We start from the raw sequence: 15,575 nt of genomic DNA, 5'->3' as shown, positions 1-15,575 counted from the left end.
CATCTTTCTTCTATTATAATTCTACTACTACATCACTTTGGTTTGATAGATCGAACTTCTCTTTTTCAGCTTTATCTAAACTCGGGAAAATCACCATTACATCAGTGCCTTTGCCCGCAGCCTTGATTGAGTCAAAGTCAACGGTTCCTAATTTTTGCTGAGCTGTTACTTTGTCCCCCGCCTTAACCGCAATATCAAAGCCTTCTCCGTTCAACTCCACTGTGTCTGTTCCAATATGGATTAATATTTCCAAGCCTTTATCACCTTTGATCGTTAACGCATGTTTCGTTGGAAAAACGCTATCAATTGTGCCGTTAATTGGTGAAACAATTTCGCTGGAATCTGGTTGAACCGCAAATCCGATTCCCATCATTTCACTAGAAAATACTTCATCCGCTACCTCTTGCAACGAAACAACTTTCCCAGAAACTGGTTGATAAACTGGTACTTTTTTCTTGAATAATTTGTTAAACAAAGAACTTCCTCCTTATTGTCCTACTATGAAACCTCTTGGACGATTTGAATAGCTGCAGGAAAATCATGGGTACTATTAATTAGTCAACTCATGACAGCCTTACCTCATTATAATAACGTATTTTTATCGATTGTGACATGGTTTACTAGAAAAAAGAAAGAAAAAACGCTCCTAAAAAAGAAACGCTCCTCATGTTACCTCTTGCGATAGCTGTCGCCAACGAATCAAAGTTTTATTAACATAGTTTAGCACCATTATCTTGTATTTCTCTTGCTCGTTCTCGTCTGCTTCAATCTGATTCATCTCATTCAAGTACCCCTTTAAAGTTGCAATAACAGCCTCCAGTTCTTCTTGAGAAATGCCTTCAGCGGAAGGATACTGGGACTGTTTTTGTAATGCTTGAATAATAGCTGGGGTATGTTTTTCCAAATAAGCAAAACCAAAACGTTTGGTATCCTCTCGATACGTACGCAAAATGTGGATCGGTGTTTCATTGCGAATAGGTTGAGACGCTTCATTTACCGGCTTAGATACTTTTTTATTCCGCTTATGCCACCAGTTTGTCAACAACACGGCCACAATAAAAACAATTAGATTGGAGAACAAACTCTCCACTGTTAATAAATTATGTAGGTTCAAATCTTCACTTCCTTGATGCCTATCATAGCAGGAAAAGATTAATTCACCAAGACCCTGTTTTCGATTTCACTGTATTTTTTAATAAAAGAGATTAGAAGAACTTGAAACTTTTTCTTCCAGTCTCTTTTATCAGCTATTAAAAGATTGTATTTGAAATTTGATAGCCTGAAACAGATAAAAATCTTTGGTTGCAACCACAAATAAATTCATTCCTATTTTAATTGATGCGGTTAATGGCAAACCAACAGTAACTAAAAGATTATCGATAGCTATTCGGATTTTATCTAAACTAAAATTTTTTTACTTAATGCTAGGCTCGTAGCTTCTAGGTCAGCACTTCCTAATCTTTCTAATGAATACGTACCATTGCTAACTCCAATAACACAACTGAAAACCTATAGACTAAATGATAATCCTAGAAATGAATTTTAGAGCTCGTGCCTAATTGACTTTTATCACTTAGTAAAATGTGTGTAACTGTTTCTAGATTGAAGATTAAGCAAATAAGCCATAACTCCAAACCAATACGATTTTTTAAATCTAAATGTAAAATACTATTTTGACTGTATCAATTTTAATATGGAGAAGTATTTCTATTCCTACATTACTTTGGACTATCAACGCATCTTTAGTAGAAAGATATGTTCATAATTCCTTTAATAAGACTGCTTAACTCCTCTTCTCAAGTCCTCACACCAAAGCTGTTCCCCACCAATTTTTTGTGAAAAACCGAATCTAAAAATTTTGTCAAAGGGGCGCTGCTCCCCATCAATCGTCTGATAGACTTCAGTCTTTTTAAATAATTTGATCAGCACACGCATCCGCCTTATAGTACGGAGAAAAAGGGACCATTGCTTCAGCCATTCCTTCAAAATTCAATTCATTGACTGTTTCCAATGTCTCAATTACCGTAGATGGAAAATCAGGATTTATCCCTCCGCAAATTCCAGCAGCAATTGCTCCAATTGTATCAGTATCTCCTCCCAAGCTCGCAGCTAATTGTGCCGCTTTTATCGGACTGCCTTCTGCTAGTCTTACAATGGCGAACACACAAGGAATGGTTTCAATCGTCTCTACACCGGTTCCCCACAAGTCATAAAGCTCGTTCATTACGACATTCTGTTCTTTTTTTCCAACTAATTCAATGACAGTTTCTATTCTTCTACTTAAGGAAGCGGTAGCGACTTCATAACCTTTCTCCATTCCTAATTGAATCGACTGTTTAGCAATTTCGAGCATTTCATTCAAATCATTTTTCCCTGAAGCAACATAGCTAATCGCGGCTGCTATACTACTAGCTCCTGCAATTGCAACAGAAGTATTGTGTGTCGGAATACAAATTTGTTGAACCTTTTCGACTAAATCAGGCATATCTCGATAATCCGCCAACATACCTATCGGTGCAATCTTCATAGCTGCACCATTGGTTGTCCCAAAGCGTCCTGTTTGTGATAATGGAATCCCTTCGTCCATCATAGCTAATGCTTTTCTAGTACTTGGGCCAGAAACTAGTTCAGCCAACTGAGAGTCTTTGCTCCAGATTCGTAACTGTTCAATATAAGTTTCTACATCAATTACACCTCGATGCTTAACCAACATATCAATAATAAATCTCGTATTAATGGTATCGTCAGTTACTTGACCAGCAATCATATCTCTCAACACGGATCCTTTATTCATGGCTGGCATAAAATTAGTAATACCATTTGGAAATTCCTCTTGAATCATTTGCTGCGTCCAAAGCTCCGTTGGCATTCCCATCGCATCACCAAGAGCCCCGCCAATTAGAATTCCTTTTAAGCGCCTCGTTAATTGTTCCATTTCATTTCTCCTCAATTTCTACAAAGGTTTCCAAATAATTCAACTCTTCTTTCCAAATAAACTCTCCCTCTGCTTCTAAAAGAATAATCATGCTTCGGGAATCTATTCCTAATTCTTTCAACAGAGTTAAATCAAATTCAATCAAGCTTTCTCCAGGATAGATTTGGTCGCCAGCCATTTTATTTAATTTAAACAGATCATTAGCCGCCTTTTTACTATTAATCCCCAAATGAATCAATAGCTCCGTTCCTTTCTCGCTTCGCAAAGTGATTACATGTTGATTAGGTAAAATACTGACAACCTCTCCAGCAAAGGGTGCCACCAATTTCCCTTCATAAGGCAGCACCACCACCCCCTCACCTAAAATACCTTGAGCTAGAGGATGTAAAGGAACGGATTTTAATGAAAAAACTTTCCCAAAAAGTGGTGAGCCTATGCTAACTTTTTTTCTGCAATTACCGTCTCGTTTGCTTCATTTTTCTCTATCTTCTTTGTGTCATTATAGGTCAAATAGCCCAGAACAAAGCCAACAGCTAAAGTAGCTACTGTAGCAATCACAGCAATAGTGAAGCCAGAATAATCAGCGTTAGCTGGATTAATAAAACCACCAATTCCAAATAACCCAATGGTACTAGCATAGTTTGGTACATTAAAGGCAGCAATAATTACACCACCAACAGCACTAGCCAAGCAGCTTATAAAGAAACGTTTCTTCACTGGTAAGGTTACTCCATACATTGCTGGCTCAATGATACAAAAGACAGTCGAAATAATCGCTGAAATGCAAATTGATTTTTCCTTTTTGCTCACTGTCCTCAAGTACACTGCAAAGACTACCGCCATTTGGGCAAAAGGGACGGTATAGATCATCGGCATTAACTGATCATAGCCTTGAGTAGCCAAGTTGTTTATTCCTAAAGCGATCACTGGCCAATGTAAACCTAATAGTACTAATGGTTGATACAACAATCCGACAACGAACCCCGTCACGATTGGTGAGTCCCCATATAAAAAGCTGATAGCTGCTGAAATAAGTGCACTAGCAAAGTTAGCTAATGGTCCAAAAAGTAAAATTGTTGCTGGTATACCGATTAGTAACGTAATTAATGGAACCAGCGTAAAGCGTAAAACTTTAGGGATCACTTGTATTAGTTTTTTCTCAACCTTGGAAATAAAAAACATCGCTAAAATGATCGGAATCACAGTCGAAGTATAGCCATTTTCTGGAAAAATAATCGGCAAACCAAAGAATGTTTTAAATACTGGTGTTGCAAAAATTGTGTGATTAAACAAGGTGTACAAAGGGTCGCCCGAAGTTAAATCCGCTAGAATTGATGGAAACACCAGTGTTGCTCCAATCATCATACCGATAAAACCATCCGACTTGAAGGCCTTAGCACTCGTGTACCCAAGAATGATTGGGAAGAAGGTAAACAGTGCATTTCCTAAAGCATTCAGGATAATTGATTCCCCTTGATCTGGCCCAGTTAGATTAGCAATAGTTAAAATTGATTGAATTCCTAATACTAGACTGGCCGCGATTAAAATCCCTAATGTTGGTGTAATTACTTTAGTAATGATTTCAATAGAACGATTGACTAACCCTTTTTGCTCTTCGTCTTCTGATTGTTCTTGAACGTAGGAACTACTTCCAAGTGCTTCAACAACCTCAGCATAAACATCCGCTACATGTGTGCCAATAACTACCTGATACTGCCCACCTGAATATTGAGCTGTAATAATTTCTGCATGCTTCAGCAAAGCCTGTTCATCCACTTTTCCTGCATCGTTTAAAGTAAATCGCAAACGGGTCATGCAGTGAGTAACTCCTGAAACATTATCTTTCCCGCCAATTTTTTCAATAATGAACTGGACTAAGGCATCATATTTTCTCATTCTTTTCGGCTCCTATTCTCTTTCAAAGATAATCTTTTGTATGTGCAAGGTTAAATACATTTTTTCTTCTGCTGACAACTTAAAATCATATTTTTTGGCAATGTGCTTTTCAATTTTGAGAACACATCGGTAGGTTTCAATATATTTTTCTTTGATCATCGACAGCAACTCTTCATTATCTAAACCTTCCGAACCAGCAACTCCCTTAATTACTCGTTGAGCGAAAAAACGCACGTGTGTAATCAATCTCTGATAATATAGCGACTCGGTTTCAAATTCAATTCCAAAGTAATAGCGAATGATATCCGTTACCTCCTGAACAATTTGAATGATATTTTGAATCTCGCCTGGATCTCCAGCACTAAGGTCTGCATTAAGTAAATGCAGTGTAATAAATCCCGCTTCCTCCTTAGGTATATCTAAACTAAACAGCTGGTTGATGCGGTTTCTACCATATATACCGATTTGATACTCTTTAGGATAAAAATTATGAATGTCCCAAATCAGCATATTTTTATAAGTATATTCTTCCTTTGATCGTGTCAAAGAAAAATTTAGATGATCTGATAACGACAAATAAATTGCATCACTAATTTCTTTATCAAACTCTTTTTTATAGAGCTCAACGATTTCCTCAACTACCTGAAATATTTCCATCGGTACATTGTTAATTAAAAAAGCTAATTTATTGCCAAACTCAGAATTTGTCGTCACAAATTCCTTTTGAATACGATTTTGATCGACTTTTTGACCAACTTTTTTATTGAAGGCTATTCCTCGCCCCATAATAATTTTCTCAACATTGTTTTCTTCAACAATTAAAAAATTGTTGTTCAAAATTTTCTTAATAATCATTTTTTCGCCCCCCGGAAGACAAAAAGACCTATCTCCCCCATTGGAAGATAGGTCTAGCTCATAAATTAATACGATTACTACCCTTGACTCAATACAATCTCTTGTAAAGAGGTATCTAGGTTTCCCATTACGATACTTATTCAATTGAACAATTAGAGATTAACACGCTTTCATTCAACTGTCAACGGATATTTTTAGCCTCATTTAAAAAAATAGCAAAAACAGCTTGACCTTTACGCAACGTCAACCACTATAGTAAAACTATCGAAAAGGAGATGAAGGAAATGAATATTCGTGGCATTCGCTCTGATCATGTTTATCAAAAAATGATCGCAGCATCGATAGAAAAACGGAACGATATTTACCGTTATGAACTAATGAAGCCGTTTGAAAAGAAACTAGAGATTTATCGTATTCCTCTCAAAGCCAAACAGGAAAATGGCTATGATGTCATCATGGCTAGTACTATGTTGGGATACTTAGCACCAGAAAAAATCGATGAAAGCCAGCAGGATAATGTAGCTTTACTTTCGCAGGATAATTTTTGGCAAACTTGTCAAAAAGCGATTGAAGATGGTCTGGGACGTTTTGAAAAAGCGGGTATTTCATTACCCATACAGGAATATCTCTATACGATTATGCTGGCAGATCCTAAAAGTCCTTACACTATTTTGAGTGACGGTTATTCTGGAGATGGTGGAATTCCTGGGTATATTTGGGGAGCGATTTATCCGAATACTTTCACTTTAGATCGCATGCCGGCTGCATTGGCTCATGAGTGCAATCACAACGTCCGTTTCCAATTTATTGAATGGCGAGACGATATTACACTAGCAGAAATGATGATAAGTGAAGGCTTGGCAGAGAATTATGCAACTTCCATTTATGGCAAAGAAAAATTAGGCCCTTGGGTCAGCAAAGTATCTATGGAAAGCTTGAAGGAGTATATTAAGCCTTTGATTAAAGAGGCGTTGGATGTTTCGGGAATGGAGAATTTAACTGCTTATCTTTATGGTGATGAGATTGCTGAAATGAACAATTATTTTCCTGTCGGCTTACCATTTTGTGCCGGCTATGCCTGCGGTTACTATATGATTGAACATTATTTGCAGAAGACAGGAAAAACGATTACGGAAGCAACAATCTTACCCTCAGAGGAAATTTTAGCGGAAATAACGGATTTTTGGGAAGAATAGCTTATACGAAAGCAGGCACAGGATTGCTCCTGTGCCTGGTATATATTAAGAACCCCGCAGTTAAACTGCCAGATCCGTAACCTACTCTTTTTCGCGATGTGTGTATCGAGAATAAAGAAACATCCCAACAAGGGTGAAGCCAATTGGTCCGGCAATCATCCATAAAGTGTCACGTACGCCTGCACCTTCAATAATTGGTTGGAAAATTGTAAAGATGTTCGCGCCCAATACTAACAAGAAGACTACTGTGCTGACAATCATCGTCATACTTTTTGTTTTATACACTTCAAAGGTTTGAGGCATATTTTTTTGTTTAAATTTAGGAAACGCATAGATCAAGAACAAGTATGGCAATGTCATTGATACGTTAGCCATCAAGGTTAAGATATTATAGAAAGCTGATGGATCTGGTGTAGCAAATGAAGCAATCAAAATGATCGCAACAACAATACCACATTGTGCCCACATTGCATAAGAAGGCATGCCATTATTATTCAATTCAGTAAATTTCTTTGGCCATAATTTCTTTGGTGTTCCCATAATTAAAGTCTTCAATGGTGAATAAGTTAAAGTAAAGAAGGCCCCGCTGTATGCCAAGAACATACCTAAACCAGTATAACGGGCAAACCAATTACCTAAACTTACAGCAGCAGATTGGCTCATTCCTAGTGCATTACCAAATTCCACTCCTAAGTTATTCATCATAACGTAACTGATGTTTCCAAGGTTGGTTGAATCTCCTGAAAGAACAGCATCCCAGTTTGTGCTTACACCCCATAAGAAAATACCTAGTGCATAGCCAACTGAAATAACTAACGCAGAAAATACGACTCCTTTAGGGAAAGTTTTTTCTGGGTTTTGAGTTTTATCAACCATCCCTCCGACAGCTTCAATTCCGCCGTAAGCGAAGATTGCGAATACCGCAAAACCAAGCAGCCCGATTGGACTTTGGTAGCTAGGATTTGGAGAATGTAAAATGTGGTCAAATGGTTGTGCCAATTGGCCGCCATTAATTACCAAAATAATACCGGAAATAATAATCAATACTACGTTCAAGCTAGTTACAGCAATCCCGCCAAGGCTGGTAATTTTTACAATTCCTTTAACCCCTTTAATGGATACTAACGTTACAATAACCATCCATAGACATGCTAGCAAACCAACCATTTGTGTTGAGTTCAAGCCAAACATCCCTAATTTTTGAGTTTGGTCGCTGCCGGCAAAAGCGGTAGTAAACGGAATCCAAACTTTAGAAGACGTCGATACCATCCATACTACGTAAGAGGCAAACCACATAAATGTACCAATGAAAGCAAATCGTGGTCCTACACTAACTTCCAACCACTTATACATTCCACTGTTTTCGCCTTTGATAGTTGAACCAAACTCTGCCATCATCAATGCAAACGGAATAAAAAATAGAATCGCTGCAACGACGTAGAAGACAATTGATCCATAGCCCATCAAATAAAAGGCAACTGGTCCGTTGGCAAAGCCGAATACTGAGGTAAAGATCATCATGACCAATGCACCCAGCGTCATGCCCTTTTCTGCTTTGGACATTTCAATCACTCCATTTCGAATGTTTTAGTTGGGCTGCTAATTATATTGTCAAGAAAAATGAGTTCCAGTTCGTTATTGATTGAACAAGTACAATACAATAAAATAAGAGCTCCCACTAAAAACTTTACCCCGAAAAAAGACATCCGGCAAGCATCGCGCTTATCACATTATTAGATAAAAAAGTCTATTTTCTCATTGTTTCCAATCAACATTCGACTGCTCTTAAAAATTATAAAATAACGATAACTCTTATAATATAACAATCGATATATTATTCTATTATCTCAAAAAATCTTGTATCCCCATTCACGAATAGTTATAACAAATGCTTTTTCTTACTTTTTGTTCAGTCTTTGTTGATTATCATTATGAGAATTCTCTAGTACTTTTATTTAAAAAGAACTGTTGATCTATCAGAAAAAACAAAGTAAGAATCCTACCGCAAACAAAACAGACTTTTTACCAACTTTTCAAGAAGATGTTTAATGAGTGATTAAAGTGAAAAAATTTAGCTTTTTGCCTTTTAATTTTCATTTTAAGCACATGCTTTAACCATCAAAATACCCCCTTTGCCTAATTTTTCTGAAAATTGTTTCAATTTAATTGGTCTAGTTGTGAGCGGTTTTTGACAACGGCTTTGCTTAAACTGCACCAAAAGAAAAGAACCATGAATGAAATCATCGTTCTTCTCCTTAGTTCTATTTAGCTTTCTCGTTCTACTATTTGATAATAGCTGCGAGCGGTCAATTGGTACACCATAAAGTAAAGAAGCGCAAAAATCAAGACGACTACAATCGTAACGATTAGGAAGATATGCCAGTTCAGCAAACCGAAAAGCAGCAATAACTTTTGGATGATTGGAAAGGCAAAGGCTAGATGGATCACAGCTACCACTAATGGGAATAAAAAGACGGTTAGTACTTGACTTTGGATGACCTTTTTCACATCTCTATGGCTCATGCCAACCTTTTGCAGTATTTCAAACCGCAGCTGATCATCCATTCCTTCTGATATTTGTTTATAGTAGATAATTAAAGCCGTAGCCAGTGTAAAGGTTACTCCAAAGATCATTCCTAGAAAGAAGAAGCCGCTAGAGAAGGTTCTGTTAGATTGTGCATATTGATCCTTGGAAGACAGAATATAAGACTCTGAATCAAACTGTTGTGAATAGCGCTGTGCCAAGACAGAAGCAAAATCCAGCCGTTTATCTTCTGAAGCATTTATATTAAATGATAAAGAATAGCTAGGAATCTTCAACTCCTCATCACCAGAAGAAACAGCTAAGCGCTCAAGCAGGTGATCCACTCTGGTTTGATCCTTCAAAACAATTAGAAAAACATCACTCAAATTATTTTGCTTACGCATTCCAATAAACTCATTGACGACCTCCTTAATCTTGAAGGCCTCACCATCTAAGGTTAGCTGCTCACCAGAAATATCTCCACTTTCAGCAAACACAATCATTTCATTTTCCGCTAGTTGGCGATCATTTTTTGTTAAGCGGTTATATTCCTGTAAAGTGATAAAAGAAATAATTGCAGCTTTGGTCATGTCATCCACTGTCATATCCATTTTTAAATCAAATTTATTTCCCGTATCTTCACGGATGAACGATGCGGAGGAAGACATTTGCAGCTGCTGGAAGTTCTTTAAGGTTACCCCTTGCTCTTTGGCCAGATCTTTTGCAGTTTGTTCCATTTGATCAGTCGGAACCGAGGATGTCATACTAATATCGTGAGTATGACGCGCCTCGACCATATCCTTTCCACCAAAATACAGACTGCCGGTGGTTGCCATTGTAACCAGCACCATGGTCGATAAAATACAGATACTTGCTAGCCCCGCTGCATTTTGCTTCATACGATAGATCATATTTGATACCGAGATAAAGTGATTGGGTTGGTAATAATAGCTTTTTCGCTTTTTCAACGTTTTCAATAAAGTAATGCTGCCTGAAATAAATAAGCTGTAGGTTCCAATTATCACCAAAATGACAGCAATGAAAAAATACAGTAAAGCATCAACTGGAGACTCAATCAATAAAGCAATAGCGTAGCCAGCAATTAAGCAAATTGCACCAAGAATTGAAAAAATCCAGCGGCTTTTAGGTTCTTTTTCCCCGGATTTACTGCTGTGCAATAAATCAATGGGATTTGTTCGTCTAATTTGCAGGCAATTAATTAAAAACAGGAATAGAAAAATGAGTGCGAACAAGGCCACCGTGACCAGCACCCCATCATAGGTCAGTTGGAAAACAAATGCTTCACCAACTCCCAACATTTTCTTCAAAATCAAAAATCCTAATTTGCCAAATACTACACCACTAATAACGCCAGCGATTAAAACAATCACAAAGCTGAACAGGTTTTCCCAAAATATTAGGGTATACAATTCACGTTTGCCTAAACCTAAAACATTATACAATCCAATTTCTTTTTTTCGCTGCTTCAGTAAGAAACTGTTGGTGTAAATAGAAAAAATGACTGAGAAAATCATTAAAATGATATTGCCCAACCGGAACATGATTAGGGCACTATAGCTGTCTGGCAGCTTATTCATTCCTGGATTATTCACTATAACTTGTGTCATGGTAGTAACGGCGACTAAGAAAATCATTGAGATCAAAAATGGCAAATACGCTCGGTGATTTTTTCTTAAATTAGTAAGGGCTAACTTGATGTAGAACATGTTACCCCTCCTTTGACAGCAGGGCTGTCATCGTTTCATTGATTGTTTCAAGGAACTGGAAGTTTTGACGTTGTCCCCGATACAGTTGGTGGAAGACCTGACCATCTTTAATAAACAATACTCGGTCAGCATGACTGGCAGCAATCGAACTATGAGTAACCATCAAAATTGTTTGCCCATTTTGATTAATTTGCTGGAAAATTTCCAATAGCTGATCGGAGGTTTTAGAATCCAAAGCACCAGTGGGCTCATCTGCCAACAATAATTCCGGTTCAGTAATAATTGCTCGGGCAACAGCAACCCGCTGCTTTTGTCCCCCTGAAAGTTCATAGGGATATTTTTCCAGCAATTGATGAATGCCTAGTGCCTTCGCTATCGGCTCTAGTCGTTTATCCATTTCGGCTACCTTCACCTGAGATAAAACGAGCGGCAATAAAATATTGTCCTTCGCGGAAAAAGTATCCAGCAAATTAAAATCCTGAAACACAAAGCCTAAATGATCCCGACGAAACGCCGCCGCATTTTTTTCCGGAATTTTCGTTAGATCCATATTGTTTAAAGTCATCGTTCCAGCCGTTGGTTTATCTAAGGTGGCCACTAGATTCAACAGCGTACTCTTCCCTGAGCCGGACTCTCCCATAATCGCTACATATTCACCTGAATCCACACTAAAATTAATCGAGCGCAGGGCTTCCACCGATAACCCGTTCATTTGACTTTGATAAACCTTGCGTACATCTTTTACATATAATAATTCATTCATTGTCTCTCCTCCTCTCCTATATCATAGAACCTGGAGCAGTTCCGAACCACTTACAAAAAGAAACCCAAACTTACAGTCTTGAAAGTTTGGGTTTAGTTCATGGGCCTTTTCTTAGGAAAGAAGATGGAAACCGTGGTTCCTTGACTAATTGTAGAATCAATTGCCAAACGGCAGCCAATCTTTTGGGCCACCTTTTGACTTAAATACAATCCCAGTCCGCTTGCTCGCTGCTGCTCACGCCCGTTATAACCAGTATAGCCCTTCTCAAAAACCCGAGGCAAATCCTCCGGTCGAATGCCCATGCCCGTATCTTGGATATCTAACTGATTTTCAAAAAAAGTGATGGTGATCTTTCCATCATTTGTATATTTGATCGCATTGAATAAAACCTGCTCCAAAATAAAAATCAGCCACTTTTTGTCAGACAGAACAAAGCCACCCTCCAGCTGCTTTAATTCCAACTGTAAATTTTTCTGAGAAAAGAAAAAAGCATATTTTCGCAAAACTTCTTTCACCACTGTATCAATGGCTAATTTTTCAATCATCAAATCCTGGCTGTCTAAATTTTGCCGCAGATAATTCAGCATCATCTGCAAATACTCATTTACTTTAAACAGCTCTGCCTTCATTTCTTGCGGATTGCTGTTGCCTGTCTGAATTAACAAATCCAAAGCGGCAACAGGGGTCTTTATTTGGTGCATCCACAAACCGAAATCATCAAAAATCTCCTGTTTAGCCTGTTGTCCCTTCAGCCGCTCTTTGTTGGTCTCCGCCAACAGCTGACGAATGATTTCTTGGTAGCAAGCCTCCGACTGAGTATCTGGTCGTGGAAAAAGTGCTTGTGCTTCTGATTGCACTAGGTTTTCAGTCAGAATTGTTAGCTGCCGTTGTTTGCGAATATATCTATAAAATGCCATTAGCGTATAAACAAGGAGTGAAAAAAGGGTAAACAGCAGTCCGTCCGCAAAGGCCATTAGTGGTAAATCATATAAATAGAAGGTAAAAGCAGCCAAACCAACAATCAACAAATAAAGCAGATACACTACTCGCTGTTCATAAAAGAAGGACGTTATTGTTTTTTTCATTCATTACTCCTCAATTAGATAGCCCTTATTTTTGACCGTCTGAATTAAATCGTTGATACCTGCTGCTGCTAATTTTTTACGCAGTCGGGTAAGGTTTACTGCCAAAGTATTATTATCGATAAATTCATCATTTTGCCATAACAGCTCGATAATCTGCTCCCTCGCTACAATCTGTCCACGGTGCTGACACAACAAGTGTAAAATCCGTGATTCATTAGGAGAAACCGGAACCGTCGTCAGCTCATTTTTTAATAAGTTCTCAGTCGGAAGAAACTGAAATCCCTGCAGCTCATAAGTGGTTTCCTGGTGTCCATATTGGTAGCTCCGTCTTAACAGTGCTTGAATTTTTGCTACCAGCAATGACAAGTCAAAGGGCTTTGCCATAAAATCGTCTGCTCCCATAGACATCGCCATGATTTGATTCATCTTATCTTCAGCTGAAGACAAGAAAATAATCGGTACCTCAGAAAACTTGCGAATTTCCTGACACCAATGAAACCCATTGAAATAGGGTAAGGAAATATCCATAATTACTAAGTCCGGTTCCGCCTGCTTTACCTCTTGGTCCACCTGTTGAAAATTCTCAGGTGCTACACACTCGTACCCCCATTGCTGTAAATGCTCCTGCACAACCTTCACAATCGTGGGATCATCCTCTACTAAAAAAAGTTTCGTCATCCACTCACTCCTCATTTCTACTATTATACTAAAAGAGCTGAGCAGTTAGGAGTTTTTTTGCAAAAGGACGCAGTTTTATACTGAAGCCATGATTTTGAACAAGCAGATTGCTTGTAACTTTTTACCTTTCGTATTATCACTATATATAGAAGTAAAATTTGGAAGGAATGATCAGTATGTCAGAACAACCAATCGGAAACATGGAAAATGCACATGATCCAAAGAAGTTAGGTTTACCAAAACCTGTTATTGTCACTTTATTAGATGGAGAAGTTCTAGAAGGAACCTTGATCGCAGTCCATCCTAAACGCATGGACGTTGAACTGTCTGATAAACGAGTAATTAGTGTTTTCAAGCATGCAATCAAATATTTTGAACATCCTGAAGCATAAAAAATAAAGGTACTTAAACCTTGTCTAGATAACAGAGTTTAAGTACCTTTTTTTGAATGAGTATCGCTCTAACTTTACTGAACTATTTGCGTCAGCTATTAAGAAATACTGATTGGTTCCGACTATTTATTTCTGCTGTCCATGCTGAAGTAAGTTTTATCGATATTTTCCTCCGTCCACAAATTTTTGTCTTTTTTAAAAACAAAGTCATCTTCAGAGGCCGCCTTTAATTCCTGCAATATCGGGTACATAAATTCTGTCATTGGAAGTTCATTAAGGTCAGGCTTAGCTACAGGTTCAACAGCTACTTCTTGGTATGTATTTTTATTTAGCAAAATCAACCGTTGATCAAAATCAATGTCTTTCCACTTCAGAGATAAAATTTTACTCAATTGGAGTCTAGATTCCTGCATAAAACATAGAGCGGCTTTTAATTGATACTCATCACTTTTGGGGCAGCCTGTTAGCCCATCCTCTTTTATATAATAGGTAAAGAATTCTCGTTGATTAGGTCGCGCCATATAAGAACAAGGATTATAACGCAGAAATCCTTCTTTTACAGCCTTTGCCATTCCTCTGCTCACCAACCAGATTGCTTCATAAGCAAGCTTATTCCCTTTGCCATCCGCATATATCTCACTAGCCATTTCTTTAACCGTTTCATGAGTGACCATACTAAGAGGCATATCGCCAAATGCCGGAAGAATATATTTAGCCACAAGCGTCCGTTGTTTTTCAAGTGTACTGTTATTCTTTGTTTTACTTTCCTCCACAAGAAAAAGAATAAACCATTTCTCGCAACTATAAGCTTTTGTTGTAGGAGTTGGCAGGTTGGGTAAATCCCCAACAAAACGATGAGTTCGTTTAAACACTTCCTCCATTTTCATCATGGATATTAAACGCTTCTCATAAGCCTCTTCTCTGGTTTCTCCGTAAACCGAGCGATATTTAACCTTGCCGTTTTCGTCCTTAGAAATTGTATAGCGCGCTTCCCAGCGGCCATCCTTTCTCAAATAAATATTATCTCCCACTCGTGGCATTCATTCTTCTCCTCCATATTCATAAAATCATTAGTATAACCAAATACGTCTTGATTTGCTTATTTTACTATAATTTAACTGAAATGTTTAGATAAATAATCAATCGAAAAATTTATTATGACAGAAAGGTTGCTGACACAATAAATATGTGAGTTATAAAATTAGATTTACAAAAGGAAAGAATAAGTAAATTTTAACTTTAGGCGGATCATCCCCGTTAAACAGCAGACCAATAAAAAGAGACCAACGAAACTGTCAGTCTCCTTTTAACTTAAAATTCAAATACAATTTGCTTGATTGTTACTGGTTGGTTTTGCTTTAACAAGTTGCCCTTTTTTACATCAGGTAAAACCACTATAATTGTAGCATCTTTTTGACTACTTTCTAGTTGGGGCAAATCCATCACCGCAAGTAATGTCTCAGCTGCCACATTTTGTCCTTCGACTACTTCAATAGAAAATGGTTTGCCTCCCAACTCAAAAAA

15 protein-coding genes are annotated in these 15,575 nt (G+C 37.8%); 2 read left to right on the top strand and 13 right to left on the bottom strand.

The window, feature by feature from the left end:
- Positions 1–13: 13 nt before the first annotated feature.
- From I588_RS06480 to licT, 6 genes are all read right to left on the bottom strand, one after another.
- Positions 14–475 (bottom strand): PTS sugar transporter subunit IIA, encoded by a 462-nt coding sequence (locus tag I588_RS06480; protein ID WP_010758172.1) that lies wholly within the window; start codon positions 473–475, stop codon positions 14–16.
- Between the two features lie 189 nt (positions 476–664).
- Positions 665–1,114 carry a hypothetical protein gene (locus tag I588_RS06475; protein WP_010758171.1) on the bottom strand — a complete coding sequence of 150 codons (450 nt, stop codon included), beginning with the start codon at positions 1,112–1,114 and terminating at the stop codon, positions 665–667.
- Between the two features lie 795 nt (positions 1,115–1,909).
- Complete coding sequence (locus tag I588_RS06470; protein ID WP_010758170.1) at positions 1,910–2,935, bottom strand: ADP-ribosylglycohydrolase family protein; 1,026 nt, start codon at positions 2,933–2,935, stop codon at positions 1,910–1,912.
- A 1-nt stretch (position 2,936) separates the two neighbouring features.
- Positions 2,937–3,371, bottom strand: coding sequence for a PTS sugar transporter subunit IIA (locus tag I588_RS06465; RefSeq protein ID WP_081633029.1), 435 nt, complete (start codon positions 3,369–3,371; stop codon positions 2,937–2,939).
- Positions 3,368–4,831, bottom strand: a complete 1,464-nt coding sequence (locus tag I588_RS06460) for a PTS transporter subunit EIIC (protein WP_010758168.1) — start codon at positions 4,829–4,831, stop codon at positions 3,368–3,370. Before I588_RS06460 ends, I588_RS06465 begins: the two co-directional genes overlap by 4 nt.
- Positions 4,832–4,843: 12 nt before the next feature.
- Positions 4,844–5,686, bottom strand: a complete 843-nt coding sequence (gene licT, locus I588_RS06455) for a BglG family transcription antiterminator LicT (protein WP_010758167.1) — start codon at positions 5,684–5,686, stop codon at positions 4,844–4,846.
- 284 nt (positions 5,687–5,970) lie between these two features.
- On the opposite strand from licT, the gene I588_RS06450 reads away from it, so the two are divergent.
- Positions 5,971–6,882, top strand: coding sequence for a DUF2268 domain-containing putative Zn-dependent protease (locus tag I588_RS06450; protein ID WP_010758166.1), 912 nt, complete (start codon positions 5,971–5,973; stop codon positions 6,880–6,882).
- 81 nt (positions 6,883–6,963) lie between these two features.
- Here the strand turns inward: I588_RS06450 and yjeM are convergent, their stop codons facing one another.
- From yjeM to I588_RS06425, 5 genes are all read right to left on the bottom strand, one after another.
- Positions 6,964–8,445, bottom strand: coding sequence for a glutamate/gamma-aminobutyrate family transporter YjeM (gene yjeM / locus I588_RS06445; RefSeq protein WP_010758165.1), 1,482 nt, complete (start codon positions 8,443–8,445; stop codon positions 6,964–6,966).
- A gap of 702 nt (positions 8,446–9,147) precedes the next feature.
- Positions 9,148–11,133 (bottom strand): FtsX-like permease family protein, encoded by a 1,986-nt coding sequence (locus I588_RS06440; protein ID WP_010758164.1) that lies wholly within the window; start codon positions 11,131–11,133, stop codon positions 9,148–9,150.
- Between the two features lies 1 nt (position 11,134).
- Positions 11,135–11,896 (bottom strand): ABC transporter ATP-binding protein, encoded by a 762-nt coding sequence (locus tag I588_RS06435; RefSeq protein ID WP_010758163.1) that lies wholly within the window; start codon positions 11,894–11,896, stop codon positions 11,135–11,137.
- Between the two features lie 92 nt (positions 11,897–11,988).
- Complete coding sequence (locus I588_RS06430; protein WP_010758162.1) at positions 11,989–12,981, bottom strand: sensor histidine kinase; 993 nt, start codon at positions 12,979–12,981, stop codon at positions 11,989–11,991.
- 3 nt (positions 12,982–12,984) lie between these two features.
- Positions 12,985–13,659 carry a response regulator transcription factor gene (locus tag I588_RS06425; protein WP_010758161.1) on the bottom strand — a complete coding sequence of 225 codons (675 nt, stop codon included), beginning with the start codon at positions 13,657–13,659 and terminating at the stop codon, positions 12,985–12,987.
- A 176-nt stretch (positions 13,660–13,835) separates the two neighbouring features.
- Between I588_RS06425 and I588_RS06420 the strand changes: the two genes are divergently transcribed.
- Positions 13,836–14,051 carry a hypothetical protein gene (locus tag I588_RS06420; RefSeq protein ID WP_010758160.1) on the top strand — a complete coding sequence of 72 codons (216 nt, stop codon included), beginning with the start codon at positions 13,836–13,838 and terminating at the stop codon, positions 14,049–14,051.
- 122 nt (positions 14,052–14,173) lie between these two features.
- Here the strand turns inward: I588_RS06420 and I588_RS06415 are convergent, their stop codons facing one another.
- Together I588_RS06415 and I588_RS26785 are read right to left on the bottom strand one after the other, a co-directional pair.
- A complete protein-coding gene (locus I588_RS06415) occupies positions 14,174–15,091 on the bottom strand; it encodes a site-specific integrase (protein WP_010758159.1) in 918 nt (305 codons plus the stop codon).
- A 271-nt stretch (positions 15,092–15,362) separates the two neighbouring features.
- Complete coding sequence (locus I588_RS26785) at positions 15,363–15,521, bottom strand: hypothetical protein (RefSeq protein WP_010758158.1); 159 nt, start codon at positions 15,519–15,521, stop codon at positions 15,363–15,365.
- Positions 15,522–15,575: the final 54 nt, after the last annotated feature.

It is taken from the genome of Enterococcus pallens ATCC BAA-351 (genome assembly GCF_000407485.1).
GTDB lineage: Bacteria > Bacillota > Bacilli > Lactobacillales > Enterococcaceae > Enterococcus_A > Enterococcus_A pallens.
Note: the sequence above shows the minus strand (reverse complement) of the source record. Positions and strands in the feature narration are given on the sequence as shown.

Coding starts and splice junctions, on each gene's coding strand:
- I588_RS06470 (WP_010758170.1), bottom strand. CDS start 2,935: ATGGAACAATTAACGAGGCGCTTAAAAGGAATTCTAATTGGCGGGGCT.
- I588_RS06460 (WP_010758168.1), bottom strand. CDS start 4,831: ATGAGAAAATATGATGCCTTAGTCCAGTTCATTATTGAAAAAATTGGC.
- licT (WP_010758167.1), bottom strand. CDS start 5,686: ATGATTATTAAGAAAATTTTGAACAACAATTTTTTAATTGTTGAAGAA.
- I588_RS06450 (WP_010758166.1), top strand. CDS start 5,971: ATGAATATTCGTGGCATTCGCTCTGATCATGTTTATCAAAAAATGATC.
- yjeM (WP_010758165.1), bottom strand. CDS start 8,445: ATGTCCAAAGCAGAAAAGGGCATGACGCTGGGTGCATTGGTCATGATG.
- I588_RS06440 (WP_010758164.1), bottom strand. CDS start 11,133: ATGTTCTACATCAAGTTAGCCCTTACTAATTTAAGAAAAAATCACCGA.
- I588_RS06435 (WP_010758163.1), bottom strand. CDS start 11,896: ATGAATGAATTATTATATGTAAAAGATGTACGCAAGGTTTATCAAAGT.
- I588_RS06430 (WP_010758162.1), bottom strand. CDS start 12,981: ATGAAAAAAACAATAACGTCCTTCTTTTATGAACAGCGAGTAGTGTAT.
- I588_RS06425 (WP_010758161.1), bottom strand. CDS start 13,659: ATGACGAAACTTTTTTTAGTAGAGGATGATCCCACGATTGTGAAGGTT.
- I588_RS06420 (WP_010758160.1), top strand. CDS start 13,836: ATGTCAGAACAACCAATCGGAAACATGGAAAATGCACATGATCCAAAG.
- I588_RS06415 (WP_010758159.1), bottom strand. CDS start 15,091: ATGCCACGAGTGGGAGATAATATTTATTTGAGAAAGGATGGCCGCTGG.